Origin of the sequence: Caulobacter segnis (assembly GCF_029543125.1) — a bacterium.
Lineage (GTDB): Bacteria > Pseudomonadota > Alphaproteobacteria > Caulobacterales > Caulobacteraceae > Caulobacter > Caulobacter segnis_D.
In genome coordinates this window covers 211,322-236,301 of the sequence record NZ_JARQWW010000001.1, presented here as the reverse complement: position 1 = coordinate 236,301, position 24,980 = coordinate 211,322, and the positions used below count along the sequence as shown (strand labels likewise).

At 68.2% G+C, this 24,980-nt stretch carries 18 protein-coding genes; 7 read left to right on the top strand and 11 right to left on the bottom strand.

The annotated features are described in order from the left end of the window. Positions 1 to 15: 15 nt before the first annotated feature. Positions 16 to 939 carry a 4-hydroxybenzoate octaprenyltransferase gene (gene ubiA / locus P7B02_RS01170; RefSeq protein WP_277784466.1) on the bottom strand — a complete coding sequence of 308 codons (924 nt, stop codon included), beginning with the start codon at positions 937 to 939 and terminating at the stop codon, positions 16 to 18. A gap of 261 nt (positions 940 to 1,200) precedes the next feature. Here ubiA and P7B02_RS01165 point away from each other — a divergent pair, with 261 nt between their 5' ends. Both P7B02_RS01165 and P7B02_RS01160 read left to right on the top strand, forming a co-directional pair. Further along, positions 1,201 to 1,461, top strand: coding sequence for a DUF454 family protein (locus P7B02_RS01165; RefSeq protein ID WP_277784465.1), 261 nt, complete (start codon positions 1,201 to 1,203; stop codon positions 1,459 to 1,461). A gap of 57 nt (positions 1,462 to 1,518) precedes the next feature. Then, complete coding sequence (locus P7B02_RS01160) at positions 1,519 to 2,832, top strand: acetyl-CoA C-acyltransferase (protein ID WP_277784464.1); 1,314 nt, start codon at positions 1,519 to 1,521, stop codon at positions 2,830 to 2,832. 60 nt (positions 2,833 to 2,892) lie between these two features. On the opposite strand, the gene P7B02_RS01155 is transcribed toward P7B02_RS01160, so the two are convergent. The 4 genes from P7B02_RS01155 to P7B02_RS01140 all read right to left on the bottom strand — a co-directional run bounded on the left by P7B02_RS01155 (position 2,893) and on the right by P7B02_RS01140 (position 9,960). Then, the gene (locus P7B02_RS01155) at positions 2,893 to 4,074 is read right to left on the bottom strand and encodes an SAM-dependent methyltransferase (RefSeq protein WP_277784463.1); all 1,182 of its coding nucleotides are present in this window, start codon (positions 4,072 to 4,074) and stop codon (positions 2,893 to 2,895) included. Positions 4,075 to 4,155: 81 nt separating this feature from the next. Further along, positions 4,156 to 5,550 (bottom strand): efflux transporter outer membrane subunit, encoded by a 1,395-nt coding sequence (locus P7B02_RS01150; protein ID WP_277784462.1) that lies wholly within the window; start codon positions 5,548 to 5,550, stop codon positions 4,156 to 4,158. A 15-nt stretch (positions 5,551 to 5,565) separates the two neighbouring features. After that, positions 5,566 to 8,745 (bottom strand): efflux RND transporter permease subunit, encoded by a 3,180-nt coding sequence (locus P7B02_RS01145; RefSeq protein WP_277784461.1) that lies wholly within the window; start codon positions 8,743 to 8,745, stop codon positions 5,566 to 5,568. A 30-nt stretch (positions 8,746 to 8,775) separates the two neighbouring features. Next, positions 8,776 to 9,960 carry an efflux RND transporter periplasmic adaptor subunit gene (locus P7B02_RS01140; protein WP_277784460.1) on the bottom strand — a complete coding sequence of 395 codons (1,185 nt, stop codon included), beginning with the start codon at positions 9,958 to 9,960 and terminating at the stop codon, positions 8,776 to 8,778. A gap of 281 nt (positions 9,961 to 10,241) precedes the next feature. Here P7B02_RS01140 and P7B02_RS01135 point away from each other — a divergent pair, with 281 nt between their 5' ends. Further along, complete coding sequence (locus P7B02_RS01135) at positions 10,242 to 10,820, top strand: TetR/AcrR family transcriptional regulator (RefSeq protein WP_347276628.1); 579 nt, start codon at positions 10,242 to 10,244, stop codon at positions 10,818 to 10,820. A 72-nt stretch (positions 10,821 to 10,892) separates the two neighbouring features. Continuing rightward, positions 10,893 to 12,683, top strand: a complete 1,791-nt coding sequence (locus tag P7B02_RS01130) for an ABC transporter ATP-binding protein (protein WP_277784458.1) — start codon at positions 10,893 to 10,895, stop codon at positions 12,681 to 12,683. Here the strand turns inward: P7B02_RS01130 and P7B02_RS01125 are convergent. The 3 genes from P7B02_RS01125 to P7B02_RS01115 are packed head-to-tail and all read right to left on the bottom strand — an operon-like array spanning position 12,680 to position 16,342. Next, positions 12,680 to 14,365: a DUF4153 domain-containing protein gene (locus P7B02_RS01125; protein WP_277784457.1), complete on the bottom strand. Its 1,686-nt coding sequence runs from the start codon at positions 14,363 to 14,365 to the stop codon at positions 12,680 to 12,682. The two genes, P7B02_RS01130 and P7B02_RS01125, sit on opposite strands and share 4 nt — an antisense overlap. A gap of 8 nt (positions 14,366 to 14,373) precedes the next feature. Continuing rightward, a complete protein-coding gene (gene ppk2, locus P7B02_RS01120; protein WP_277784456.1) occupies positions 14,374 to 15,132 on the bottom strand; it encodes a polyphosphate kinase 2 in 759 nt (252 codons plus the stop codon). Between the two features lie 22 nt (positions 15,133 to 15,154). Continuing rightward, the gene (locus P7B02_RS01115) at positions 15,155 to 16,342 is read right to left on the bottom strand and encodes a winged helix-turn-helix domain-containing protein (protein WP_277784455.1); all 1,188 of its coding nucleotides are present in this window, start codon (positions 16,340 to 16,342) and stop codon (positions 15,155 to 15,157) included. 62 nt (positions 16,343 to 16,404) lie between these two features. Here P7B02_RS01115 and P7B02_RS01110 point away from each other — a divergent pair, with 62 nt between their 5' ends. Further along, complete coding sequence (locus P7B02_RS01110) at positions 16,405 to 17,118, top strand: 16S rRNA (uracil(1498)-N(3))-methyltransferase (RefSeq protein WP_277784454.1); 714 nt, start codon at positions 16,405 to 16,407, stop codon at positions 17,116 to 17,118. Between the two features lie 102 nt (positions 17,119 to 17,220). Beyond that, the gene (locus tag P7B02_RS01105) at positions 17,221 to 18,579 is read left to right on the top strand and encodes a glutamate--cysteine ligase (protein ID WP_277784453.1); all 1,359 of its coding nucleotides are present in this window, start codon (positions 17,221 to 17,223) and stop codon (positions 18,577 to 18,579) included. On the opposite strand, the gene P7B02_RS01100 is transcribed toward P7B02_RS01105, so the two are convergent. After that, positions 18,576 to 19,127, bottom strand: a complete 552-nt coding sequence (locus P7B02_RS01100; RefSeq protein WP_277784452.1) for a DUF427 domain-containing protein — start codon at positions 19,125 to 19,127, stop codon at positions 18,576 to 18,578. The two genes, P7B02_RS01105 and P7B02_RS01100, sit on opposite strands and share 4 nt — an antisense overlap. Positions 19,128 to 19,295: 168 nt before the next feature. Between P7B02_RS01100 and P7B02_RS01095 the strand changes: the two genes are divergently transcribed. Continuing rightward, positions 19,296 to 21,206 (top strand): peptide MFS transporter, encoded by a 1,911-nt coding sequence (locus P7B02_RS01095; RefSeq protein ID WP_277784451.1) that lies wholly within the window; start codon positions 19,296 to 19,298, stop codon positions 21,204 to 21,206. A gap of 83 nt (positions 21,207 to 21,289) precedes the next feature. On the opposite strand, the gene P7B02_RS01090 is transcribed toward P7B02_RS01095, so the two are convergent. Both P7B02_RS01090 and tldD read right to left on the bottom strand, forming a co-directional pair. Beyond that, positions 21,290 to 23,335 (bottom strand): TonB-dependent receptor plug domain-containing protein, encoded by a 2,046-nt coding sequence (locus tag P7B02_RS01090; RefSeq protein ID WP_277784450.1) that lies wholly within the window; start codon positions 23,333 to 23,335, stop codon positions 21,290 to 21,292. Between the two features lie 139 nt (positions 23,336 to 23,474). Beyond that, positions 23,475 to 24,905 carry a metalloprotease TldD gene (gene tldD / locus P7B02_RS01085; protein ID WP_277784449.1) on the bottom strand — a complete coding sequence of 477 codons (1,431 nt, stop codon included), beginning with the start codon at positions 24,903 to 24,905 and terminating at the stop codon, positions 23,475 to 23,477. Positions 24,906 to 24,980 lie beyond the last annotated feature (75 nt).

The window sequence follows — 24,980 nt, the reverse complement described above, 5'->3', positions numbered from 1 at the left end:
AAGCGTGACCCAAGGTCAGCTGTTGCTGAACATCCCGGCGGCCAGGGCTACGAACAGGATCAGCCCCGCCCAGGCGTTGGACTTGAACAGCTTCAGCGCGTGCTGCGGCTGGTCCGGCTTCAGCAGCACCACCTGCGTCAGCAGGTGCGCCGCGAACACCGCCCAGATCGGGGTGAAGGCGATCGGCCCCAACCCGGCCGACCATGCGGCTGTTCCGGCCAGCAGAATGGTCAGGACATAGAAGCCAAGCACACCCTTGCGCACCCCCTTGCCCAGGCGGCGGGCGGAGGACTTCACCCCCGCCAGGGCGTCGTCCTCGATATCCTGAAGCGCGTAGATCGTGTCGTAGCCCAGGGTCCAGAAGATGCCGGCCGCGTACAGCAGCAGGGCCGGCGGCTCGACGATCCCGGTCACGGCGGCGTAGCCCAGCAGCGCGCCCCAGTTGAAGGTCAGGCCCAGCCAGGCCTGCGGCCACCAGGTGATCCGCTTCATGAACGGGTAGCCCGCCACCAGGCCCAGCGACAGGACGCCCAGCACGATGGCCGTGGTCCCCAGGGTCAGCAGGATCAGCAGCGAGGTCAGCGAACAGCCCAGCACGAAGGCCCAGGCCTGCTTGACGCTGATCTCCCCCGCCGGGATCGGCCGCGCCGCCGTGCGCGCCACCTGGGCGTCGAAGTCGCGGTCGACGATGTCGTTATAGGCGCAGCCCGCCGCCCGCATCAGCGCCGCCCCCAGGAAGAAGGCGACCAGCAGCCACGGGCTCGGCAACTGCTCCCGCGCCGCCGAGGCCAGGGCGATTCCCTGCCAGCCGGGCAGCATCAGCAGCCAGATCCCCGCTGGCCGGTCGAAGCGGCCGAGCCGCAGCCAGGGGCGCACGGCGGGCGGAGCGAGGCGGTCGACCCAGTTGGCGGGAGCGGCGTCGGGCAGGGGCGCGGTCATGCCGCTGGCTTAGCGCAGCGCTTGGCCGGAAGCGACATAGAAGCTTCCAATCGGTTCGAAAAAAACAATCAATTGGATTTGTGGGAGGCGAAGGTGGAGATTGTTCTCACCCCGACGGCTCCTCCGCACCCCATCGCCGCGGACGGGGCCATGGCCGCCCTTCCTTCCTCCCCCCAGGAAGGGCGGCCCCTAATTTTCCTCTGATTTCGATCAACGATAATTGCGAGCCATTCGCGTAAAACGGCGCCATTGTCGCGCCCGATGAACCCACCGCCCCGCCGCCGCCGATCCCGCGTTGTCCGCTGGACCCTCGACGCCGTGGGCGGGACGCTGTTCGCCATCGGGACGGTCAACATCTTCATCCCCGGCCTGCCGACCACGATCTTCTGGATCGGGGCGGTCATGTGCTTCGTGAAGACCCGGCCCAGCGCCGTGAAGCCCATCCTGCGCACCCCCGTGATCGGCCCGGCGATCCGGGGTTTCCTGCGCTGGAAGCCGTTCTCGAAGAAGAAGCGCCGCTAATCTTCAATTCGCCGTCGTCGTCACCAGCTAAGCTGCACGCCCTGATTGGAGACATCCATGGCCGCCGCCCCGAAGAAGACCGCAACCAAATCCGCTCAAGCCAAGCCCCAGGTCTGGCTCGCCGCCGGCCTGCGCACTCCCTTCGCCAAGGTGGACGGCCCCCTCGGCGGCTATGACGCCATCACCATGTCGGTCCCCGTGGTCCAGGCCATGGCGGCGCAGCTCAAGGGTGGCGCCCAACCCGACTTCGCCGTCTGGGGCACGGTGATCCCCAGCCTGACCTTCAGCAACATCGCCCGCGAGGTGCTGATCGACTCCGGCATCGGCCCGACCATCCCGGCCTACTCCACCGTCATGGCCTGCTCGACCAGCATGATGGGGACCTTCCAGGCCGCCGGCATGATCGACGGCGACGCCCGCAACCTCGCTTTGGTCGGCGGGGTGGAGGCCATGAGCCGCGTGCAGATCGGCCTGACCCAGGGCCTGTCCGACTGGATCCGCAAGTTCCAGGGCGCCAAGACCACGGGCCAGAAGATCGCCCATCTGAAGACCCTCAACCCCGCCAATCTGAAGCTCTGGATTCCCAAGGTGGTGAACCGCACCACGGGCATGAGCATGGGCGAGCACACCGAGATCACCGCCAAGGACTGGTCCCTGACCCGCGAGGAGCAGGACGTCATCGCCCTGGCCAGCCACGTCAATGCCGTGGCCGCCTGGGACCGCGCCTTCTTCGACAGCCTGGTCGCGCCCCTGGGCGGGGTGAAGAAGGACACCATTCCCCGCAAGGACACCTCGCTGGAGAAGCTGGCCAAGCTGCCGCCGGCCTTCGATCGCACCAGCGGCAAGGGGACCCTGACCGCCGGCAACTCCTCGCCGCTCACCGACGGGGCGGCGGCCATCTGGGTCGCCTCCGAGGAAGGCCTCAAGCGCCTGCCCGCCGACACCCCGCGCGTGAAGCTGGTGGATTTCGAGGTCGCCTCCATCGACCTGAAGACCGAGGGCCTGCTGATGGCCCCGGCCTATGCGATCCCCAAGCTGCTGGCCCGCCACGGCCTGAAGTACGCCGACATCGACCTGTGGGAGATCCACGAGGCCTTCGCCGCCCAGGTGGCCGCCCACATCAAGGCGCTGGAGGACAAGACCTTCCTCAAGACCAAGGTCGGCCTGCCCCACACGTTCGGCCCGTTCCCCAAGGACCGGGTGAACCCCAATGGCGGCAGCCTGGCGCTGGGCCACCCCTTCGGCGCCACCGGCGCCCGCATCCTGTCCCAGGCGGTCAAGGAGTTGGCCAGCCGGCCCAAGGGCTCGCGCGCCATCGTCAGCATCTGCGCCGATGGCGGTCAGGGGACAGTGGCGTTGCTGCAGAACTAGGGCCTGCATCTTCTCCTCCCCCGTACGCTTCGCTACAGGGGAGGAGAGGGGCGAGTAATCCTAGCTCCCCGCCAAGTAGTCGCGGGTGATCGGCAGGGTGTCGAGTTTTCGGGTCAGCTGGATCTGGAAGACCATGTGCCCGCCGTATCGGAAGCCAACCTCGGCGGACGCCAGGTAGTACTCCCACAACCGCCGGAACCGCGCGTCGTACAGGGACGGGATCTCCGGATCGGCCAGGAACCGCTCGCGCCAGTGGCGCAGGGTCTCGGCGTAGTGGAGGCGCAGGATCTCCACGTCCGTCACCCACAGGCCTGCATCCTCGGCGGCCGAGACGATCTCCGACAGGGCCGGCACATAGCCGCCGGGGAAGATGTACTTGTTCGTGAAGGCGTTGGTGGTGCGCGGGCCTTCCATGCGGCCGATGGAGTGGATCACGGCGACGCCGTCCTCGTCCAGCAGCCGGCGGACCGTCTCGAAATAGCCGCGGAAGTTCGGCGCGCCCACATGCTCCAGCATCCCCACCGAAACGATGCGGTCGAAGGTGCGGGTGATGTCGCGATAGTCCGTCAGCTCGAACCGCGCCTTGTCAGCCAGGCCCGCCGTCTCGGCCCGCTCGCGGGCCAGCTCAAGCTGCTCGGTGGACAGGGTCACGCCGGTGACGTCGGCGCCGAAGTCGCGGGCCAGGGTCATGGCCATGCCGCCCCAGCCGGAGCCGATGTCCAGCACGCTCTGGCCCGGCGTGATCCGCAGCTTGGCGCCGATGTGCGCCTTCTTGGCGACCTGGGCCTCCTCCAGCGTCATGCCTTCGCGTGGGAAGTAGGCGCAGGAGTACTGCATGTCGGCGTCCAGGAAGCGCCGGTAGAGGTCGTTCGAGATATCGTAGTGGTGATGCACATTGCGGCGGGAGGCGACCCGTCCGTTGGCCTGCTGGATGCGCCGCTTGATGGCCCGCTTCAGCCGGGTCAGCGGTCCGCCGCGACCCTTGGGAATGCGTGATCCGCTGCGGCCCACGATCTCCAGCAGGTCCCACATGCGGCCCTGCTCGAAGACCAGATCCTCGTCCATGAAGGCCTCGCCGAGGCCCAGGCCGGGCTTGGCGGCGATGCGCCTTATGCCCTTGTTGGTGAGCTTCACGGTGACCGGTGTTCCGGTCCCGTCGCCCGCCGTGATCGTCCTGCCGTTGGGAAGGCGGACCGTGAGGCGCCCGACCTTGATCTGCTGCTGGAGTAGGGCTTCGATCATGTAGTCCAGCTAGGCGCCGAACTGTCACAATCAAGGGGCCTGCGCGGACGTGGCTGGGGAGAAACGCCCGCGCAGACTTTATCAGGCGGGAGTCCAGCCCCCGCCCAATGCCTTGTAGATGGCCACGACGTTGGTGTTCACCCCCGTCTCGGCCACGCTGAGCGCGTCTTCCGCCGCCAGCAGGGTGCGCTCCGCGTCGAGCAGGACCAGGAAGTCGATCCCCCCCTCGCGATACTGCACCCGCGCCAGCTCCGCCGCCCGGCGCGAGGCGCTGGCCTGCTCGGTCAGGCTGGCCAGCTGCGACTGCTGCTGGCGATAGGCGACCAGGGCGTTCTCCAGGTCCTCGATGGCCCGCAGCACAGTCTGGTCGTAGGTCGCCAGGCTGGCGTCCTCGCGGGCCTCCTGCGCCTTCAGCCGCGCCCGGGCGCCGACGAAGTCGAGGCCCGGCCAGGTCACCGTCGGAGCCACGCTCCACGCCCGGGTGCTCCCGTTGCCGAAGGACGACAGGTCCCCCGACAGGAAGCCGATGAAGCCGGTGACGCTGACGCGCGGGAACAGGTCCGCCGTCGCCACCCCGACGCGGGCGGTCTGCCCGGCCAGGCGGCGCTCGGCGGCCTGCACGTCCGGCCGCCGGCGCAGCAGTTCGCCGGCGTCGCCGATGGCCAGAGCCTTGATCAGCGGCGCGGGCTGCTGGTCGCGGGCGGCCAGCAGGGTGTCCAGCGCCCCCGGACGCTGTCCGGTCAGGACCGCCAGGCGATAGTTCGCACGGCGCTCGGCGGTGACCAGGACGGGGATCGCCGCCTCCGTCGCCTTCATCCGCGCCGTGGCGCTGGCCACGTCGATGGCGTCGCCGCGACCCACGTCGAAGCGCACCTGGGTCAGGCGCACGGTCTCGCGCTGGGTCTCCAGGTTGCGGCGGGCCACGGCCAGCCGCTCCTGCGCCCCGCGCAGCTCGAAGTAGTTGCGGGCCACCTCGGCGGCCACCGTCACCTGGGCGTCCCGCAGGTCGGCCTCCGTGGCGCCGAGGTCGGCGCGCGCCGCCTCCACACCCCGGCGTACGCGGCCGAACAGGTCCAGCTCCCAGCCGGCGTCGAAGCCGGCCTGGAAGGACTCGATCTCGATGCGCGGGTTCCCGGCCGGGAACTGCTGGTCGGTGATCGAATAGGCCCCCCGGGTGGTGACCCGGGGCAGCTGGTCCAGCTTGGTGTCGGTGAGCAGGGCCCGCGCCTCGGCGACGCGGGCGATGGCGACGCGCAGGTCCAGGTTGTCGCCCAGCGCCTGAAGGACGAGCTGGTCGAGGATCGGGTCCTCGAAGCCCTTCCACCATTCCACCTCCGGGTTCGCGGTGGTGACGAAGGTCTCGGCGTTCTGGTAGGCGACCGGCGCGACGGTGGGCGCCTTGTAGTCAGGCCCCACGGCGCAGGCGACGGCCATCAGGCTGGCGCCGGCGATCAGGGCGGATCGAAGCAAGGTCATGAGTCTTCTCCCGACCTAGTGCGAAGCGTGGGCTTCAAGCTCCGCCGCGGGGGCGGCGGGCGCGGCCTTGCGGGCCGGGAAGCGGCGGATGACGTAGTAGAAGACGGGGGTCAGCAGCAGGCCGAAGAAGGTCACGCCGATCATGCCGCTGAACACCGCCACGCCCATGGCCTGGCGCATCTCCGCCCCGGCCCCGTGCGACACCACCAGGGGATAGACCCCCATGATGAAGGCGATCGAGGTCATCAGGATCGGACGCAGGCGCAGGCGGCAGGCCTCCAGCACCGCCTGAAGCGGGCTGTCGCCGTGCATCTCCCGCTCGCGGGCGAACTCGACGATGAGGATGGCGTTCTTACACGCCAAGCCCACCAACACGATCAGCCCGATCTGGGTGAAGATGTTGTTGTCGCCTTGGGTCAGGAACACCCCGCCCAGGGCCGACAGCAGGGTCATCGGCACGATCAGGATGACGACCAGCGGCAGGCTCCAGCTCTCGTACTGGGCGACCAGCACCAGGAAGGCCAGCAGCACGCACAGCGGGAAGATGAAGACCGCCGTGTTGCCCGCCAGGATCTGCTGGTAGGTCAGCTCGGTCCACTCGAAGCCCATGCCGTTTGGCAGTTCCTCGGCGGCCAGCTTTTCAAGAGCCGCCTGAGCCTGGCCGGTGGAGAAGCCGGGCGCCGGGCCGCCGTTGATCTCGGCGGTCAGCAGGCCGTTGTAGTGCATCTCGCGGTCAGGACCCGTGCCCTCCTTGAAGGTCACGAACGAACCCAGCGGGATCATCTGGCCGTCGGCGTTCCGGGTCTGGAGCCGGAGTATCTGCTCGGGCTGCAGGCGGAAGCGCTGGTCGGCCTGGACGTTGACCTCGTAGGTGCGGCCGAAGCGGTTGAAGTCGTTCACGTACAGCGAGCCCAGATAGACCTGCATGGTCTCGAACAGGTCGGTCAGGGACACGCCGGAGGCGCGCGCCTTCTCGCGGTCGATGTCGGCCTCGATCTTCGGCACGCCCACCTGATAGCTGGAGAACACCCCGGCCAGGGCCGGATCCTTCTGCGCCTTGGCGATCAGGTTCTGGGTCTCCTTGTACAGCTCGTCCGAACCCAGGCCCGCCTTGTCGACGATCTGCATGCGGAAGCCGCCGATGGTCCCCAGGCCCTGGACGGACGGGGGCGGGAAGCTGGCGATGTAGGCGTCGGGGATCTGGCCGAGCTTGGCGTTCAGTTCGCCGACGATGGTCTCCATGGACTTCTCGTGCCCGCGGCGGGACTTGAAGTCCTCCAGCGGGAAGAACACCACGGCGGAGTTCGGGCTGTTGATGAAGCCGTTGATCGACAGGCCGGGGAAGGCCACGGCGTGCGCGACGCCGGGGACCTTCATGCCGATGTCAGTCACCTCGCGGACGACCTTCTCGGTGCGGTCCAGCGACGCCGCGTCGGGCAGCTGGATCATGGAGACCACATAGGCCTTGTCCTGCTGGGGCACGAAGCCGCCAGGCGTCTTGGCGAAGGCGAACACCGTCAGCAGGATCAGGCCGCCATAGACGAACAGGGCGACGCTGGACTTGCCCAGCACCCGCGACACCGTGCGGACGTATCCGTTCGAGGCGCGGCCGAAGTAGTGGTTGAACGGTCCGAAGAACCAGCCCAGCGCCCGGTCGATCAGCTTCTGGAAGCGGTCCTTCTCGGCCCCGTGGGGTTGCAGCAGGACGGCGGCCAGGGCCGGCGACAGGGTCAGGGAGTTGATGGCCGAGATCACCGTCGAGATGGCGATGGTCAGGGCGAACTGGCGATAGAACTCGCCGGTCAGGCCGCTGATGAAGGCGGCGGGGATGAACACGGCGCAAAGCACCAGGGCCACCGCGATGATCGGCCCTGTCACTTCCGACATGGCCTTGCGGGTGGCCTCCGGCGGGCTGAGCCCGTCGGCGATGTGCCGCTCCACGTTCTCGACCACGACGATGGCGTCATCGACCACGATGCCGATGGCCAGCACCAGGCCGAACAGGGTCAGGGCGTTCAGGCCGAAACCCAGCATCAGCATGATCGCGAAGGTGCCGATCAGCGACACCGGCACCGCCAGCAGCGGGATGATCGACGCGCGCCAGCTCTGCAGGAAGATCACCACCACGATGACCACCAGGATCAGCGCTTCGATCAGGGTGTGGACCACCGAGTCGATCGACTCCTGCACGAAGGCGGTGGTGTCGTAGACGATCTCGTACTTCACGCCCTCGGGGAACTCCTTGGAGAGCTCCTCCATGGTCTTCTTGACCTCGCCGGCCATCTCCAGGGCGTTGGAGCCCGGGCGCTGGAACACGGGCATGGCCGCGGCCTGCTTGTTGTCCAGCAGGGCGCGCAGGGCATAGGTGTTGGAGCCCAGCTCGATGCGGGCCACGTCGCGCAGGCGGGTGATCTGGCCGTCGGCGCCGGCGCGGACGATGACCTCGCCGAACTCCTGCTCGTCCTGCAGACGCCCGGGGGCGTTCACGGAAAGCTGGAAGTCCGACATGCCGGGGGTCGGCGGGGCGCCGAGCTGGCCGGCGGCCACCTGGACGTTCTGCTCGCGCAGGGAGCGGACCACGTCGCCGGCCGTCAGGTTCAGGGCGGCCAGGCGGTCGGGATCGAGCCAGACGCGCATGGAATACGCGCCCGAGCCGAAGATCTGCACGTCGCCCACGCCTTCGATCCGGGCCAGGCGGTCCTTGATGTTCAGCTGGGCGTAGTTGCTCAGGTACAGGGTGTCATAGCGATTATCGGGCGAGGTCAGGTGGACCACCAGCGTCAGGTCGGGCGACGCCTTGGTGGTGGTCACGCCGATGCGCTGCACTTCCTGGGGAAGCTTGGGCAGGGCCTGCGCCACCTTGTTCTGGACCTGCACCTGGGCCTGGTCCAGGTCGGTGCCCAGGGCGAAGGTCACGGTCAGGGTCATCACCCCGTCCGCCGCCGACTGGGACGACTGGTAGAGCATCCCCTCGACCCCGTTGATCGACTGTTCGAGGGGGGCGGCCACCGTCTGGCCGATGACCGACGGGTTGGCGCCCGGATAGACGGCGCGCACCACCACGGTGGGCGGCACGACTTCGGGATATTCGCTGATCGGCAGGGCCGGCAGCGACACCAGGCCCGCGATGAAGATGATGATCGACAAGACCGCGGCGAACCGCGGCCTGGTCACGAAGAACTTTGAGAAGTTCATGGGAGGAAGCCCCCTCTGGCTCGCGGGGTTCTAGTTCTGGCCGCCGGCCGGGGCGGCTTGGGCCACCTGGCGTGCGGTCGTCTCGATCTGGGCGAGGTCGCCGGCGAAGTCGGGCGCGGGGGCTTTGACGGCCTTCACCGCGTCGCCCGGGCGGACCTTCTGCAGGCCGGCGGTGATCACCTTGTCGCCGGGCTTCAGGCCCTGGCGCACGATGCGCAGATTGCCGGCCAGCGGGCCGAGCACCACAGGGCGGTACTGGGCCTTGTTGTCAGCTCCGACCACCATGACGTAGCGCTTGCCCAGGTCGGTCGCGACGGCGCGGTCAGGCACCAGGGCGACGTTCTCGGACGCGGCGCTGACCATGCGGATGCGGGCGAACAGGCCCGGCGTGAACCGGCCGTCGGCGTTGGCGAAGATCGCCCGGCCGTTGATCGTGCCGCTCTTGGCGTCGATGGCGTTGTCGATGAACTGCAGCGTGCCCTGGTGCGGATAGCCGTCCTCGGTCATCAGGCCCATATAGACCGGGCTCTGCTTGCCCCGTTCGGCGGCGGCGTACTTCAGGAAGCTTTGCTCGTCGGCGTTGAACGTCGCGTAGATCGGCGTGTCCGACACCACGGTGGTCAGCAGGCTGGTCTGGGTGACCAGGTTGCCCCGGGTGATCAGCGCCTTGGAGACGCGCCCGTCGATGGGGGACACCACGCGGGTGAACTCCAGGTTCAGGCGGGCCGACTGCAAGGCGGCCTGGGCCGCGGCCAGGTTGGCGCGGGCGGACTTTTCCTCGGCCTCCAGGCGCTCGAATTCGCTTTGGGCGACGGCGTTCTGGTCCAACAGGCGGCGCCCGCGCTCCTTGTTGGCGGTGGCCAGCTCAAGCTGGGCCCGGCCGCGGTCCACCTCGGCGGCGGCGCGGTTGGCGTCAGCCTGGAACGGGCGCGGATCGATCTGGAACAGCACCTGGCCCTTGCGGACGCGGGCGCCCTCCTGGAAGCCGATGCTGTCGATATAGCCGCCGACGCGCGGATTGATGTCCACGCTCTCGATGGCTTCGAGGCGGCCGGTGAAGTCGTCCCACTGGCGGAGGTTCTTGAAGGCCACCTCGGTCACCGAGACCTGGGGCGGGGGCGGAGCGGCTTCCTGCTGCGCCTTGGCGCTGCACGCGGCCAGGACGGCCATGGCGGCCAGACCGGCGAAGGAAGTGATGATCTTGCGGGTACGCATGGGGGGAGGTCCTGCGTTGGCGTTGGCGAGAGAGTGCAAGGGTTCGTTCCCGGCGGATTGGTCCGTCCGGGCTGGTTTTGTGCGGTTCCGACCTGAGCTGTGCGGAGGGCGGTGGTGGAATTGTCGCAGCGGCTGTGCTTGACCTTGGTCGAACAAAAGCCGACATACGTTATGTGACGATACCGTTCGGTATCCTCGTTACGAGAGATACTGACCGGTCACTCTCACGTCAAGGTGAGGCCCAAAAAATGAGTTCCAGAATTTCTGGGGGGGAAAAGAGCGTGGACGTCGTGTCAAAGCGGCCGGCCCGCGACCGCATCTTCGAGACGGCTCGTGAGATGTTCTACGAGCGCGGCATCCGCGCCGTGGGGGTGGAGTCCATCGCCGCCGAGGCGGACGCCACCAAGATGACCCTGTATCGGAACTTCCCGTCCAAGGACGACCTGATCGCCGAAGTCATGCGCGAGCAGGAGCGGGACTACTGGATCTGGTGGGACGCGGTCCTCGACGGCTGCCCTGATTGTCCTCGCAACAAGCTCGAAGCCCTGTTCGACGCCTTCGAGGCCAAGGCCGCCGAGAAGGACGTCCACGGCTGCCCCCTGGCCAACGCCGCCATCGAGCTGCACGAGAAGGACCACCCGGCCCAGGTCATCAGCGTCAACTTCAAGCGCGAGATGCACCGCCGCCTGATCGAGCTGTGCGCCGCCGCCGGGGCCAAGGATGAAGATCTGGCCGACGGCCTGCTGCTGCTGATGGAAGGCTCGTGCTCCGCGCGCGTCACCCTGGGCGGCGACGGCCCGGTGCGCTCGGTGGCCCGCACGGCCAAGGGGCTGATCCGGTTGCACCTGGACCACAGCTGACGGGTAAAACGGCGGGTAACAGCGCCGGGCCCCCGTGACGCCGTCACACAGCGGGCCTATCTGTCGCCGGCCATGAGCGACGATATCGAAGACGACGAAGAGGACGGCTCGCGCCGGGTTCTCAGCAACCGACAGGTCCTCGGCTTCGTCGGCCGCTTCTGGCTGCGCCGAAAGGGGCTGTTCTTCGGCGGCGTCACCCTGATGCTGATCGCCGTCGGCCTCGACCTGTCCCTGCCCTGGGCGGCGGGCAGGCTGGTGGACGCGGTGTCCGCCCCCGCCGGCCAGGCCGCCGGCGCCTGGGTCGCCTGGGCCTTCTTCGTCGGCATCTATCTGTCCTTCACCCTGATCCGGATCCTGTCGTTCCGGTTCTGGAACGTCATGGCCGCCAACAACATGCGCGAGCTGACGGACGAGGCGTTCGGCCGCGTCCAGTCCTTCTCCGCCGACTGGCACGCCGACAACTTCGCCGGCGCCACCGTGCGCCGCCTGACCCGCGCCATGTGGGGCTATGACAGCGTCTCGGACGCGGTGGTCCTGATGCTCGGCCCGGCGGTCATCGTGCTGATCGGCCTGTCGGTGATGATGGGCCTGCGCTGGCCGATCGTGGGGCTGTTCTCCTTCGTGGTGGTGACGCTCTACCTGATCTCCAACCTCACCTTCGCCACCTGGTACGTGCGTCCGGCCAACCTGCGGTCCACGGCGCTGGACTCCAAGATCGGCGCGGCCATGGCCGACGCGGTCTCGGCCAATCCCACGGTGAAGAGCTTCGGCGCCGAGGCGCGCGAGCAGGCCCGCCTCAGCGACATCACCGGCGCCTGGGCCAAGGCCGTGGTCATCACCTGGAACCGCTTCGTCGACGTGTGGCTGATCCACAGCATGATGCTGGTGGCGCTGCAGGCCGGCCTGTCGGGCCTGATGGTCTGGCTGTGGGCCAACGACCGCGCCACGCCTGGCGACGTGGCCTTCGCCATCGCCGCCTTCATGCTGATGAGCGGCTATCTGCGCAATGTCGGCGAGAACGTCCGCATGATGCAGAAAGGTCTCGACGACGCCCAAGATGTGGCCGCCTATGCCCGCGAGCAGGCCCAGGTGCCCGACGCCCCCGGCGCCGCGGCCTTCAAGGCCGAGCGCGGCCTGATCGCCTTCGACCATGTGACCTTCGGCTACAAGGGCGCCGAGCGGCCCTTGTACGATGACTTCTCCCTGGTCATCGCGCCGGGCGAAAAGGTCGCCCTGGTCGGCGCCACCGGGGCCGGCAAGTCCACCTTCGTCAAGCTGGTCCAGCGCCTCTACGATCTCAGCGGCGGCCGCATCCTCATCGACGGCCAGGACGTGTCGAAGGTGACGCAAGGCTCCCTGCGCCAGGCCATCGCCCTGGTGCCGCAGGACCCGGCCCTGTTCCACCGCTCCATCGCCGAGAACATCGCCTACGCCCGTCCCGACGCGCCGATCGAGGATGTGATCGAGGCCGCCAAGCGCGCCCGCGCCCATGACTTCATCAGCCGTCTGCCCCTGGGCTACGACACCCTGGTGGGCGAGCGGGGCGTGAAGCTGTCGGGCGGCGAGCGCCAGCGCGTGGCCATCGCCCGCGCCTTCCTGGCCGACGCCCCGATCCTGGTGCTGGACGAGGCGACCTCATCCCTCGACGTGGAGACCGAGCTGCAGGTCCAGGCCGCCACCGAGGCCCTGATGTCCGGCCGCACGACCATCGTCATCGCCCACCGCCTGTCCACCATCCGCGACGCCGACCGCATCCTGGTCTTCGAGAACGGCCGCGTGGTCGAGGAGGGCAAGCACGCCCAGCTCAAGGCCCAGGGCGGCCTCTACGCCCGGCTCAACGCGGTGGCCGAGGGGACGGTTTAGGGGGTCTTTCCGCACTCGTTGAAGGGCGACAGCCGGAGCCGGCCGCCGTCCACGATGAGGTCCTGGCCGTCCGATGGAACCAGGGCGACGGGGCGTCCGGCGGCCACGACATCCCGTAGTTCGCGGCCTTTCCGGCAGACGTCCATGAACTGCAGCGGCTTCGGCCAGGGACCTTGCTGGGGGGCGCGGTAGAAATGCGCCGTGCCGCCGACGATGACCAGGACGTCGTCACGCCCGTCGCCGGTCAGATCGCGGACCAATGCGACACATCCGTCGCCGCATATGGTCTCGTTCGCGGGGAAGCCGGCCGGCAGTTTGGCGCCGGCGGGATAGAGCTTCTGGCGCGTGGCGCTGTCGTTCAGGTTCTCACTGACATATCTGTTTTGGCGCTTCTGGGCGGCCTTCGCCTCGCGGGCGATCACCGGGTTCTCATCAGCAGCCAGACGCTCCAGCGCCTTCATCCCGAACCGGCCCGACTGGAAGCGCAGGAAGTCGTAGTCGAACGTCTCGGCGCTGACCTTGCCCTTGTGCAGGCGATGAAGCTGGTCGTTGACCGACAGCCGCATGGGATCGGCGATGGGGGTGAACAGCGCCGCGATCAGGCCCAGCAGGACGAAGGCCATGGCGATGTTGGTCCGGCCCAGCCCCGCCAATCCGGCCGACCGGCGCACGACGGCGGCGATGTAGCCGACAGCATAGCCCGCCGCGATCAGCGTGCAGGCGGCGGCGATGATCCGCTCCGGGCTCAGGCCGTACTGCCCGATCCGCAGGGCCAGCGCCCAGGCGGCCAGCCCGGCCAGCGGCGCCAGCAGGACCGCCGCTACGCGCACGGCGACGCTCAGGATGCGGTGGGGCGCCTCCTCCCCGTCCTGCCAGGCGGCGTTGATCAGGATGATCAAGTTGGCCGCCGCCGCCAGCATCAGTCCGCCGGCGCTGCGGGTGCTCCACAAGGGATCGACCCCGGTGAAGGGCAGGCTGGCCAGGAAGCCCGCCACGATCAGGGTCAGCAACGGCAGCAGCCAGGCCAGCAGGGTCAGGACCACCGTCCTCACCCCATTGATCATGGCGCTTCGCACGTCGGCCAGATGCACCGCCGCCGCGAAGACCACCGGCGTCACCGTAAAGGCGAACTCGGAGGTGCGGATCGTCTCGATGAAGAACCGGATGCCGATCACCTCGAACAGCGAGGCGCCCAGGAACAGCAGGCCCCAGAACACGCCGGTGAACCCCAGCGACAGGGCGAGCTGAACCCCGCGCTTCCAGGCGGTCTCGAAATAGGCGGCATAGGGCGCGATGCGTCGGCGCGCGGCCTCGGCGGGCTCGACCAAGTGATAGGCGACGAACAGCGCCACCGCCGCGGTCAGGGTGAACTCGGGCCCCGGGAAGAGGCGGGGCGTGTTGTAGTCCATCGGGTTTCGCCAGACCCCGTAGGCGCCCATGAACAGGGTGAAGACCACCGCCCCGGCGAAGGTGGCGAGCAGTGTCCGGCGGCGCAGGGCGCCGATCCCCGCCAGCAGCACGGCGGGGGCGAAGGCGGCCGTCAGGAAGAGCGCCCCGTAGAGCGCCGGCATTGTCGCCGGCCAGAGCTTCTCCTGCTCGGCATGATACAGGCCGAACAGGGTGATGCCCTGCACGAGGCCGATCAGCAGCCGTCCGACCGCGATGTTCCTGCGTTCCGTCACGTGGGCTCCTAACGCGCCAGGCGTCCGTCCTCGATGGCCGCCTTGGTGAAGGGGAACAGGACCTCCGGGTCCGGCGTCCCCGCCTTGGCGGCGATGTCCTTGTCGGCTAGCACGTTCAGCAGGTGGCGGATCACCGCCAGCCGGGCCTTCTTCTTCTTGTCGGCGCGCACGCAGACCCAGGGAGCGTGGACGGAGTCGGTCCGGGTAAGCATCTGGTCGCGGGCGGTCGAGTAGCCGTCCCACCGCTTCTGCGCCTCCGCGTCCAGGTCGCTGACCTTCAGGGCCTTCAGCGGGTCGTTGCGGCGGGCGTCCAGGCGCTCGGCCTGCTCGTCCTTGCTGATGTCGAGCCAGATCTTCACCAGCTTGATGCCGCCGTCGGTCAGCATCCGCTCGAAATGCGGCGCGTCCTCGAGGAAAGCCTCATGCTCGGCCGGGGTGCAGAAGCCCATCACCGGCTCGACGCCGCCGCGGTTGTACCAGGAGCGGTTGAACAGCACGACCTCGCCCGCCGTGGGCAGGTGCTCGGCGTAGCGCTGGAAGTACCACTGGCCGCGCTCCCGCTCCGTCGGTTTGGGCAGGGCCACCACGCGGGTGTTGCGGGCCGACATGTGGGCGGTGATCCGTTTGATCGTCCCGTCCTTGCCCGCGCTGTCGCGGCCTTCAAGCACGATGACCACGCGGTCGCCGTCACGGATCGCGGCCTGTTGGAAATGCACCAGGAGGACCTGAAGGGCCTCCAGCTGTTCCTGGTAGGTCTTCTCTTTCATCCGGCCAGCCTAGGCCCGGGGATCAGAGCCCGGCAAGCCTTGGCGACAGGTCGCCCTTGCCGACGACGACCACCCGCTCCAGCCCCAGCCAGGCGGCCATCCGCTTCAGCTCCTCCATCAGCAGGGCGGGGGTGTCCTTGGTCGCCCAGGGTTCGGCGTGCGCCGCCTGCACCAGCAGGGCGCCGCCGGCGCGGTCGGATTTCAGGTCCACGCGGGCGGTGATCGTCTCCCCCTCCAGGAACGGCAGGACGTAGTAGCCGTGGGTGCGCTTCTCGGCCGGGGTGTAGATCTCCAGCCGCACCTTCACGTCGAAGATCCGCTCGGTCCGGTCGCGGAACCAGATCAGGTTGTCGAAGGGCGACAGCAGCACATTGCGCGCGCCCCGGCGGGCCTTGGCCTCGCCATGCAGATAGCCGGGCTTGTCCCAGCCCTGAACCTTCACGGGCGTCAGCTCGCCCGCCTCGGCCAGTTCCGCCACCCGCGCCCGGGCATCGGCCAGGGGCAGGCGGAAATAGTCGCGCAGGTCGGCCTCCGTCGCCACGCCCATGGCCCGGGCGGCGATGCCGACCAGCTCGCGCTGGGCGTCCGCGTCCGACGGGGTCGGCAGGGCCGATGCGGCGGGCAGGGCGCGCTCGGTCAGGTCATAGACCCGCTCGAACCCCCGCCGGGTCAGGGTGGTGATCTCCCCCGTCCAGAACAGCCATTCCAGGGCGCGCTTGCCCTCGCTCCACTCCCACCAGCCGGCGGCCTTCTTCGGTCCGTCGGCGAAATCGCCGCCGGTCACCGGGCCGCCGCGCTCGATCCGGTCGCGGACCTTGTCCACGTAGTCCCGCCGCTCGCGGGCGAAGCGGGCGATGCCCTTCCAGATGCCTTCCCCCGCCGCCGCCCGCGCCATGCGCCAGCGGAACAGGGGCTGCATCTCCGTGGGCATCAGCGACGCCTCGTGGCCCCAGTATTCGAACAGGGTCCGCCGCTTGCTCCAGGCGATCTTCTCCAGCGACGTGCGGTCATAGCCGTCGAGCCGCGAGAAGGCCGGCAGATAGTGGGTGCGGGTCAGGACGTTGACCGAGTCGATCTGGATTACGCCCAGCCGTTCGGCCAGGCCGCGCACTTGGGCGGGGGATCCCTTGCGGGCGGTTCCGGCGAACCCCTGGGCGGTCAGCGCCATGCGCCGCGCCTCGCGGGCGGAAAGGTCGTAGCCCTTGGCCATGCCCTTGTGTGCCGGTGGCGCGAGGCGCTGTCCAGACGCGCGGAGAGCGCTATAGAGGCGGCATGATCCGACTGTTCGTCCCCGATGCGCTCAAGGCCGGCGGCCAGGTTTCGCCCTCGCCCGACCAGGCCCGCTACCTGACCAGCGTCATGCGCCTGGGCCTGGGCGATGCGGTGCTGCTGTTCAACGGCCGCGACGGCGAGTGGCGGGCGGTGCTGAGCGAGGTGTCGAAGAAGGGCGCGAAACTCATCGCCGAGGAGCAGACCCGGCCGCAGCACATCGGGCCCGACCTGGACCTCGTGGTGGCGCTGGTGAAGCGCAACCGGCTTGAGACCATCGTCGAGAAGGCCGCCGAGCTTGGCGCGCGGCGCGTGCGCCTGCTGATCACCCGCCGCACCAACGCCGACCACACCAATGTCGGTCGCCTGCAGGCCATCGCCACCGAAGCCGCCGAGCAGACCGGCCGCCTGGACGTCCCCCAGATCGTCGCGCCAGAGAAGCTGGACAGGATGCTGGACGGCTGGGACGCCGCCCGCGCCCTGGTCTTCTGCGATGAGGGCGGGGACGCCAAGCCGGCGCTGGAGATTCTGAAGCCCCAGGCCGCCGCGGTGCTGATCGGACCGGAGGGCGGCTTCGCCCCGGAGGAGCGCGAGCGCCTGCGCGCGCTGGACTTCGTGACCCCTATATCGCTGGGGCCGCGCATCCTGCGGGCCGACACGGCGGCGATCTCGGCGTTGACCCTTTGGCAAGCCGCGGCGGGCGATTGGCGTTCTTGAGCGTTTTGCTCTTGAGCTTGGCCGCCGGAGCGCCCACTTGCGCGAAGGTCGTCAATCGCAACGGGCGCGGCGACAATGAGTACGGCTGGGGAGTCGATAGGAATGGCTGACGGCATGCAGGACGATCGTCCCCTCTCGCTGGACGACCTGACGGCCTATTTCGCCAAGGGCGAAAAGCCGAAGTCGCAGTTCCGCGTCGGCGCCGAGCACGAGAAGTTCGGCTTCCGTCTCAGCGACGACACGCCCCCGCCCTATGATGGGCCTGACGGCATCCACGCCCTGCTGACCGGCCTGATGCGGTTCGGCTGGAAGGGCGTCTATGAAGGCGAGACCCTGATCGGGCTGGAGCGCAACGGCGCCAATGTCAGCCTGGAGCCGGGCGGCCAGTTCGAGCTCTCCGGCGCGCCGCTGGAGACCATGCACGACATCTGCCAGGAGACCGGCGGCCATCTGGAAGAGGTGAAGACCGTGGCCGACGAGCTGGGTCTCGGCTTCCTGGGCCTGGGCTTCCACCCGACGATCACGCGCGAGCAGTCGCCGGTCATGCCCAAGGGCCGCTACGTGATCATGCGCAGCTACATGCCCAAGGTCGGCGGGCTCGGCCTGGACATGATGTTCCGCACCTGCACCGTGCAGGCCAATCTCGACTTCGCCAGCGAAGCCGACATGGTCAAGAAGTTCAGGACCAGCCTGGCCCTGCAGCCCATCGCCACGGCCCTGTTCGCCAACTCGCCCTTCACCGAGGGCAAGCCGAACGGCTTCCTGTCGGCCCGAGCCAATGTGTGGACCGACACCGACGCCGACCGCACCGGCATGCTGGACTTCGTGTTCGAGGAGGGCTTCGGCTTCGAGGCCTATGCCCGCTACGCGCTAAACGTGCCGATGTATTTCGTGAAGCGCGATGACAAGTACATCGACGTGTCGGGCCAGCGGTTCGGCGACTTCATCGACGGCAAGCTGGAGGCCGTTCCGGGCGAGCGCGCCTCGATCAAGGACTGGGCCGACCACACCACCACCATCTTCCCGGAAGTGCGTCTGAAGACCTATCTGGAGATGCGCGGCGCCGATGGCGGGCCGTGGAGCCGCCTGTGCGCCCTGCCGGCGCTGTGGACCGGCATCCTGTACGACGACGCGGCGCTGGAGGCGGCCTGGGACCTGGCCAAGGGCTGGAGCGCCGAGGACCGCGTGGCCCTGCGCAACGACACCCCGCGCCTGGGCCTGAAGGCCAAGGTCGGCGGCCGCACCAGCCAGGACGTGGCCAAGGACCTGGTGGCGATCGCCCGCCAGGGTCTGAAGAACCGCAACCGCCTGGACGGCGGCTTCATCGACGAGACCACCTATCTGGGCGAACTCGAAGCCATCGCCGACAGCGGGATCACCCCCGCCGAGCGGCTGCTGGAGAAGTACCACGGCCCCTGGGGCGGGGACGTGACCCGGGTCTTCAAGGAAGACGCCTACTAGATCGATCCCACCCCACGGTAAGGCGGCGCATCTGGCGCGTCCGGGGTGTCGTCATCCTCCGGTTCGCTGACGTTCTGCTCCCAGTGATCCTTCTGGCTGGCCCCCGATCCTGAGTCGGTGTGCTGGATCACCTCGTCCACGCGAGGATCGGCGTCGGCGCCGACGACGCGCTGTTCGCCCGGGGCGGCGGCGATTTCGTGGAAGTCCACGTGCTCGGGATAGAAGGCGATGCGGTCGCCGATGCCGGACGCCTCGGCGTTCGGCCGGTCATACGACCAGGCGAAGCGCTCGATCATCACCCCGTCGCGAAGCACGGTGAAGTGCCGGGCGTCGCCCTTGTAGGGGCAGTGGGTGACGATGTCGTTCTGGACCAGCTTCTCCATCTCCACGTGCTGCCGCGGGAAATAGAAGACCGGGGCCAGGTCGGCTTCGTTCAGCACGAGGACGTCATCGCTGTCGGCGATCAGATGCCCCTCGAACAACACCTGCACGCGGCCGCCCTTCCGTTGCAGGCGAAGGGGGTGGTCGTTGTTTTCAGTCGCTTGCATGACGGTCTCCTCCGTTGGGAGACGAAACGCATGACCCCTTGAGAGGGGTCCAATCGCGACGCCGTTGCTTGTGTAACCGTCACACGCATGATTTTCTCCCCGCCAAATGGGGTGGGCGTCGTCCGGTCTTGGGGGGCCGCGCGTCCGCTGTTTGGTCGGGATCTCTGTATGAATATCGTTCTAGTCCTCGGGCTCCTCGTGACGCTCGCCACCGGCATTCCGGTGTTGATCCAGCTGCTGCGCAACCATCCGCGCGGACTGATCATCCTGTTCTTCGCCGAGATGTGGGAGCGGTTCTCCTACTACGGCATGCGGGCCATCCTGATCTTCTATCTGACCCAGCACTTCCTCTTCGACGACAAGTTCTCCAACGCCCAGTACGGATCCTACACCTCGCTGGTTTACTTGCTGCCGCTGATCGGCGGCTTCCTGGCCGACAAGTATCTGGGCACCCGCAAGGCGGTGGCGTTCGGGGCCCTGCTGCTGGTGGCGGGCCACCTGACCATGGCCGTCGAGGGCAAGTCCGCCCAGCAGGTCCTGAACTATCAGGGCGCGCAGTACATCTTCCAGGTGGAGGGCGCGGGCGCGTCCCGCGAGGTGAAGCTGCAGGTGGGCGAGAACACCTATGACTGGACCGCCACCGCCGACGGCGGCCTGGCCATCCAGAATCTGCCCGCCGACGCGCCGCTGCCGGCGGTGCTGGCCAAGGGGTCCTATTCGATGGACGTGGCCGGCCGTGACCAGACCTACGTCAACATCTTCTACCTGGCCCTGGCGCTCATCATCATGGGCGTGGGCTTCCTGAAGCCGAACATCTCGGCCATCGTCGGCCAGCTCTATCCGCAGGGCGATCCGCGACGGGATTCGGGCTTCACCCTCTACTATTACGGCATCAACCTCGGCTCGTTCTGGGCGGCGCTGATGTGCGGCTGGCTGGGCCAGAACGTCGGCTGGTGGGCGGGCTTCGGCTTGGCCGGCATCGGCATGCTGCTCGGTTGGATCGTCTTCGTGCTCGGCAAGCCGTTGCTGCAAGGCAAGGGCGAGCCGCCGGCTCCGGCCAAGCTGGCCGAGAAGGTCGCCGGCCCCATCAGCCGCGAGACCCTGATCTACATCGCCTCCCTGGCCGGCGTGGGGATCGTCTGGGTGCTGGTCCAGCGCTACAGCTGGGTGGGCATGGCCCTGACCGCCGGCACCGTGGCGTCGCTGGCCTATATCGGCTGGTTCATGGTCACCCAGTGCAACAAGGTCCAGCGCGAGCGCATGGGCCTGGCCCTGATCCTGATCCTGGGCTCGGTGGTGTTCTTCACCCTGTTCGAACAGGCGGGCTCGTCCCTCAACCTGTTCGCCGACCGCAACGTCGACCTGACCATCATCGGCCAGCCCATGGTGCTGTTCGGCGGTGGAGTCACCGCCGGTACAGCGCAGCAGCTGGCCGCCGCGGGCATCGATCCGGCCTCGACCTTCTGGGTCAACACGGGGCTCGCCGCCTCGCAGACCCAGTCGTTCAACGCGGGCTTCATCCTGATCTTCGCCCCGATCTTTGCCTGGGCGTGGAGCTATATGGGCGCCCGCAACATGGACATGGGTCCGATGGTCAAGTTCGGCCTGGGCCTGCTGCAGGTGGGCCTCGGCTTCCTGGTGCTGGTCTGGGGCGCCAATTTCGCCGGCGACGACTATCGTCTGCCGCTGATCTTCCTGGGCGTCATGTATCTGCTGCACACCACGGGCGAGCTGTTCCTATCGCCGGTGGGCCTGTCGGAGATCACCAAGCTGTCGGTGGCGTCGGTGGTGGCGTTCATGATGGCGGTCTGGTTCCTGGCCAGCTCCATCGCCCAATACGTAGGCGGCTTCATCGCCAGCCTGGCGGGCACCGAAACCGTCGGTGGTCAGGTCCTAGACCCGGCCAAGGCGCTGGAGACCTCGACCGGCGTCTTCGCGACCATCGGCTGGTGGGGCGTGGGCTTCGGCGTCGCCTTCCTGGTCGCCTCGCCCTTCCTCAAGAAGTGGTCGCACGGGGTGAACGACGCGCAGAACCATCCGCACGCGGACGTGGACGCCGACCGTCAGTCGATGCCGTAGGGCGTCGGAGGCCCAGGCCCGAGAAGACGAAAGGCCCCGGAGCGATCCGGGGCCTTTGCTTTGCCTGGAGCTGAGGGAGGGGCTCAGCCCCAGGTCTTGCGCAGGCGCACGTAGAAGCTGCGACCGAACTCAAGATCGCGGACTTCCTCGAACGACAGCGGGCTGGTGTTGCGCGGGCCGGCATAGACCTGGCGGATCTGCTTGAAGCCGCGCGCGGTGGCGTTGGGCATCTCGAAGCGGATCGAGAGATCGGGCTTCGGACGGTATTCCAGGAACGGATGGACCCAGGTCTTCAGCTTGTAGGTCTGGATCTGGTTGAAGCGGTAGTAGGTCTCGCGCCACTGGCTGAAGACGTTCACACCCCAGTTCAGTTTGTACTTCGACAGGTCCTGGGTGAAGTTCAGCTCGTACTCCACCGGGCGATAGTCGGAGAGCTCGCGCTTCTGGCCGGTGGTGGGGTCGGTGACCTCGCTTTCGCGATAGGTCAGCTTGCCCTTCAGCAGGCCGCCGGCGACGCCGAGCTTCTGCAGGGGCAGGGTCAAGCGGGCTTCGAACTCGTCCTTGGTCCCGTCGCCGATATTGGCCGGGCTGTCGAAGGCGCCTGTGGCGGTGAAGATCGGCGCGCGGTCGATGGCGTCGGTCACCTCAAAGTGGCGGGCGGTGAAGACGATGGCCCCGTTGCCCCAGAAGCGGCGCTCATAGGCGGCCTCCATAACCCAGGCGTGCTCCGGCTCCAGGTTCGGGTTGCCGGTGGAGATGACGCCCGTGGATAGGGCGGAGGAGGCGGTGAAGTCGTTGAAGTTCAGCTGCCCCACCTGACGCTCCACGCGCAGGCGGACCTGGTTGAGGGCGTTGGGCGACCAGGTGGCAACGGCGCGCGGCTTGAAGAAGGAGAAGGTCTTCTCCAGCTCCACGTCGCCGCTGGACTCCAGGCGCGAGCCCTCCATGCGGACGCCGGCCTCCAGGGTCAGCGGCGTCCAGGGCTTGTAGGTGGTGTTGACGAAGATCTCGCCGCGCTTCTCGTTCACCTTCACATTGGCGGCGGGCAGCTCGATGGGCGTGTCGTTCTCGGAATAGCCGGACTCGCTGTCCAGCCAGTTGTAAGCGCCTTCCAGACCGGTCTCGAGGGAGAAGGTGGAGGACTTGTTCCACTTCAGCACCGCGCGGGCGATGCTCTCGCCGGTGGTGCGTTCGTTCTCATAGACGGTGACCGAGCCCGGCTCCTTGTAGAGCGAGGTGTAGTCGAAGTGCTTGAGCTGCTGCAGCAGCAGGCTTTCCAGGGCGAGCGTGCTGCTCAGCGGGCGGTCGTAGCGCAGGCCGAGCTCGGCGCGGTTCTGCTCGTCGTGGTCGCGCTGGACGCCCTGAATGCCGGGCAGGAGCTCGTCGTAATAGAAGCGGTTGTTATGGAGCTGCCCGTTGACCTTGAACTTGCCGCCGGCCAGCGGGGTCTCGTAGGCCCCGGTGAGGATGGTGTCCTGGCCGTCGCCCTCGGTGTTGATGCGGTCCTGGCTGATGATCCGGCCATTGGCGTCGCGGCGGGTGATGGGGCCGTCGCCGGCGCCGTCGTCCACAAATCCGCCCATGAACAGGCCGCCTTCCAGGGTGCGGCCGTTGTTGCGGCGCGAGCCTTCCAGACGCATGGCGTACACCTCGCGGCCGTCATGCAGGAAGTTGCCGGCCACGGCGAAGACGCCGGTGCTCTGCACGCCGCCCTTGCGGACGATGTTGGCCAGGATGGTCTGGCCCTGCATCTCGATGCCCGGGGCGCTGCCGCGGATCAGGTCGATGCGTTCGACCTGGCTGGCCGGGACGCGGCGCAGGATGTTCCCCAGGCTGTCGTTCTTGGCGGTGGGCCGCTGGCCGTCGATCAGCACGTTGCCAGCTCCGCCGGCGAAGCCGCGCACCGAGTCGCCGCCGTTGAACGAGAAGCCCGGCAGGCGGTCGATCATGTCCATGGCCGTGTTCGGCTGGGCCGCGGCGAAGAACTCCGCCGGATAGGAGATGACGCCCTGGGCGGCGTTCTGGCTCTGCGCTGCGGGCGCCGCCTGCGGAGCCGGAGCAGGCTGGACCGCGGCCGCGGCCTCGGGTTGGCCGGCGGCCAGAATGGCGATGATCGGCGCGATGGCCATGGACGTGTACTCCCCACTTGATGCAGTGAGGGATGGCGAACGTCGCTCGCTAAGACCAATTACAAGGCGGAAAGGTAGATTAAATCTCTGACAGGTTGCATCTGAAAGCCCTGTCCGATGCCTCTACCCTAGATTGGGCTCAGACTCCGGTGCCGCCCACGGTGAGGCCGGTGATCTTCAAGGACGGCTGGCCGACGCCCACCGGAACCCCTTGTCCCGCCTTGCCGCAGACGCCGATGCCGGGATCGAAATCGAAGTCGTCGCCGATCATGGTGACGCGGGTCAGGGCGCTGGGGCCGTCGCCGATCAGGGTCGCGCCCTTCACTGGAGCGGTGATCTTGCCGTCCTCGACCAGATAGGCCTCGGTGCACTGGAAGACGAACTTGCCGTTGGTGATGTCCACCTGGCCGCCGCCGAAATTGGCGCAGTAGAGGCCGCGCTTCATCGACGCGATCATCTCCTCCTGCTTGTGCGAGCCTGACAGCATGCCGGTGTTGGTCATGCGCGGCATGGGCATGTGGGCGTAGGACTGCCGGCGGCCGTTGCCAGTGGCCTGCATGCCCATCAGGCGCGCGCTCATACGGTCGTGCATGTAGCCGACCAGGATGCCGTCCTCGATCAGGATGGTGCGCTCGGTGGGGGTGCCTTCGTCGTCCACGGTCAGGGAGCCGCGGCGGCCCTGGATGGAGCCGTCGTCGAAGACCGTGACGCCCTTGGCGGCCACCCGTTCGCCGATGCGGCCGGAGAAGGCCGAGATGCCCTTGCGGTTGAAGTCGCCCTCAAGCCCATGGCCCACGGCCTCGTGCAGCAGCACGCCGTTCCAGCCTGGGCCAAGCACCACGTCCATCTCGCCCGCCGGGCAGGCCACGGCGTCCAGATTGACCAGAGCCTGACGCAGGGCCTCGTCCACTTGGCCCTGCCACTTGTCAGGGCTGATCCAGGCCTCGAAGCCGGCGCGGCCGCCCGCGCCGGATGAGCCAGTCTCGCGACGGCCGTCCTTCTCGACGGTGAGCTGGACGTTGACGCGGACCAGGGGGCGGATGTCGCGGATCAGGCGGCCGTCGGCGCGCAGAATCTCCACCACCCGGCGCTCGCCGGCCAGGGAGGCCATGACCTGCACCACGCGCGGGTCGCGCTGACGGGCGAAGGCGTCGATCTCCTGCAGCAGGGCGACCTTGTCGGAGAAGTCCGGCTTGGAGACCGGATCGTCCTCGCCATAGAGCTTGGCGTTGGTGGCGCGGGGCCCTTCGGCGGAGACGCCGCTGTAGCCGCGGCGGGCCAGTTGGGCGCTGTCGGCGGCGCGGCGAATGGCGCCTTCGGAGATTTCCGAGGAATGAGCGTAGCCGGCGGTCTCGCCCGCCACCACGCGAAGGCCGAAGCCCTCGCCGGCGTCATAGGCGGCGGTCTTCAGCCGGCCGTCGTCGAAGACGAAGCTTTCGCTCTCCGAACGCTCCAAGAACAGCTCCCCGTCGTCGGCCCCGGCGAGGGCCTCGCCGAGGATGCGCTCAGCGGCCTTGGGGTCGACGCCGGCGGCGTCCAGCAGGGAGGGGGCGGAGGTGATGGCGTTCATGCCTTCCGAGATAGGCGGTCGAGAGGCCGGCGCCTAGCCGGGTGCGTAGTTTGGGCGCTGTGCGGGCTTCGGCTG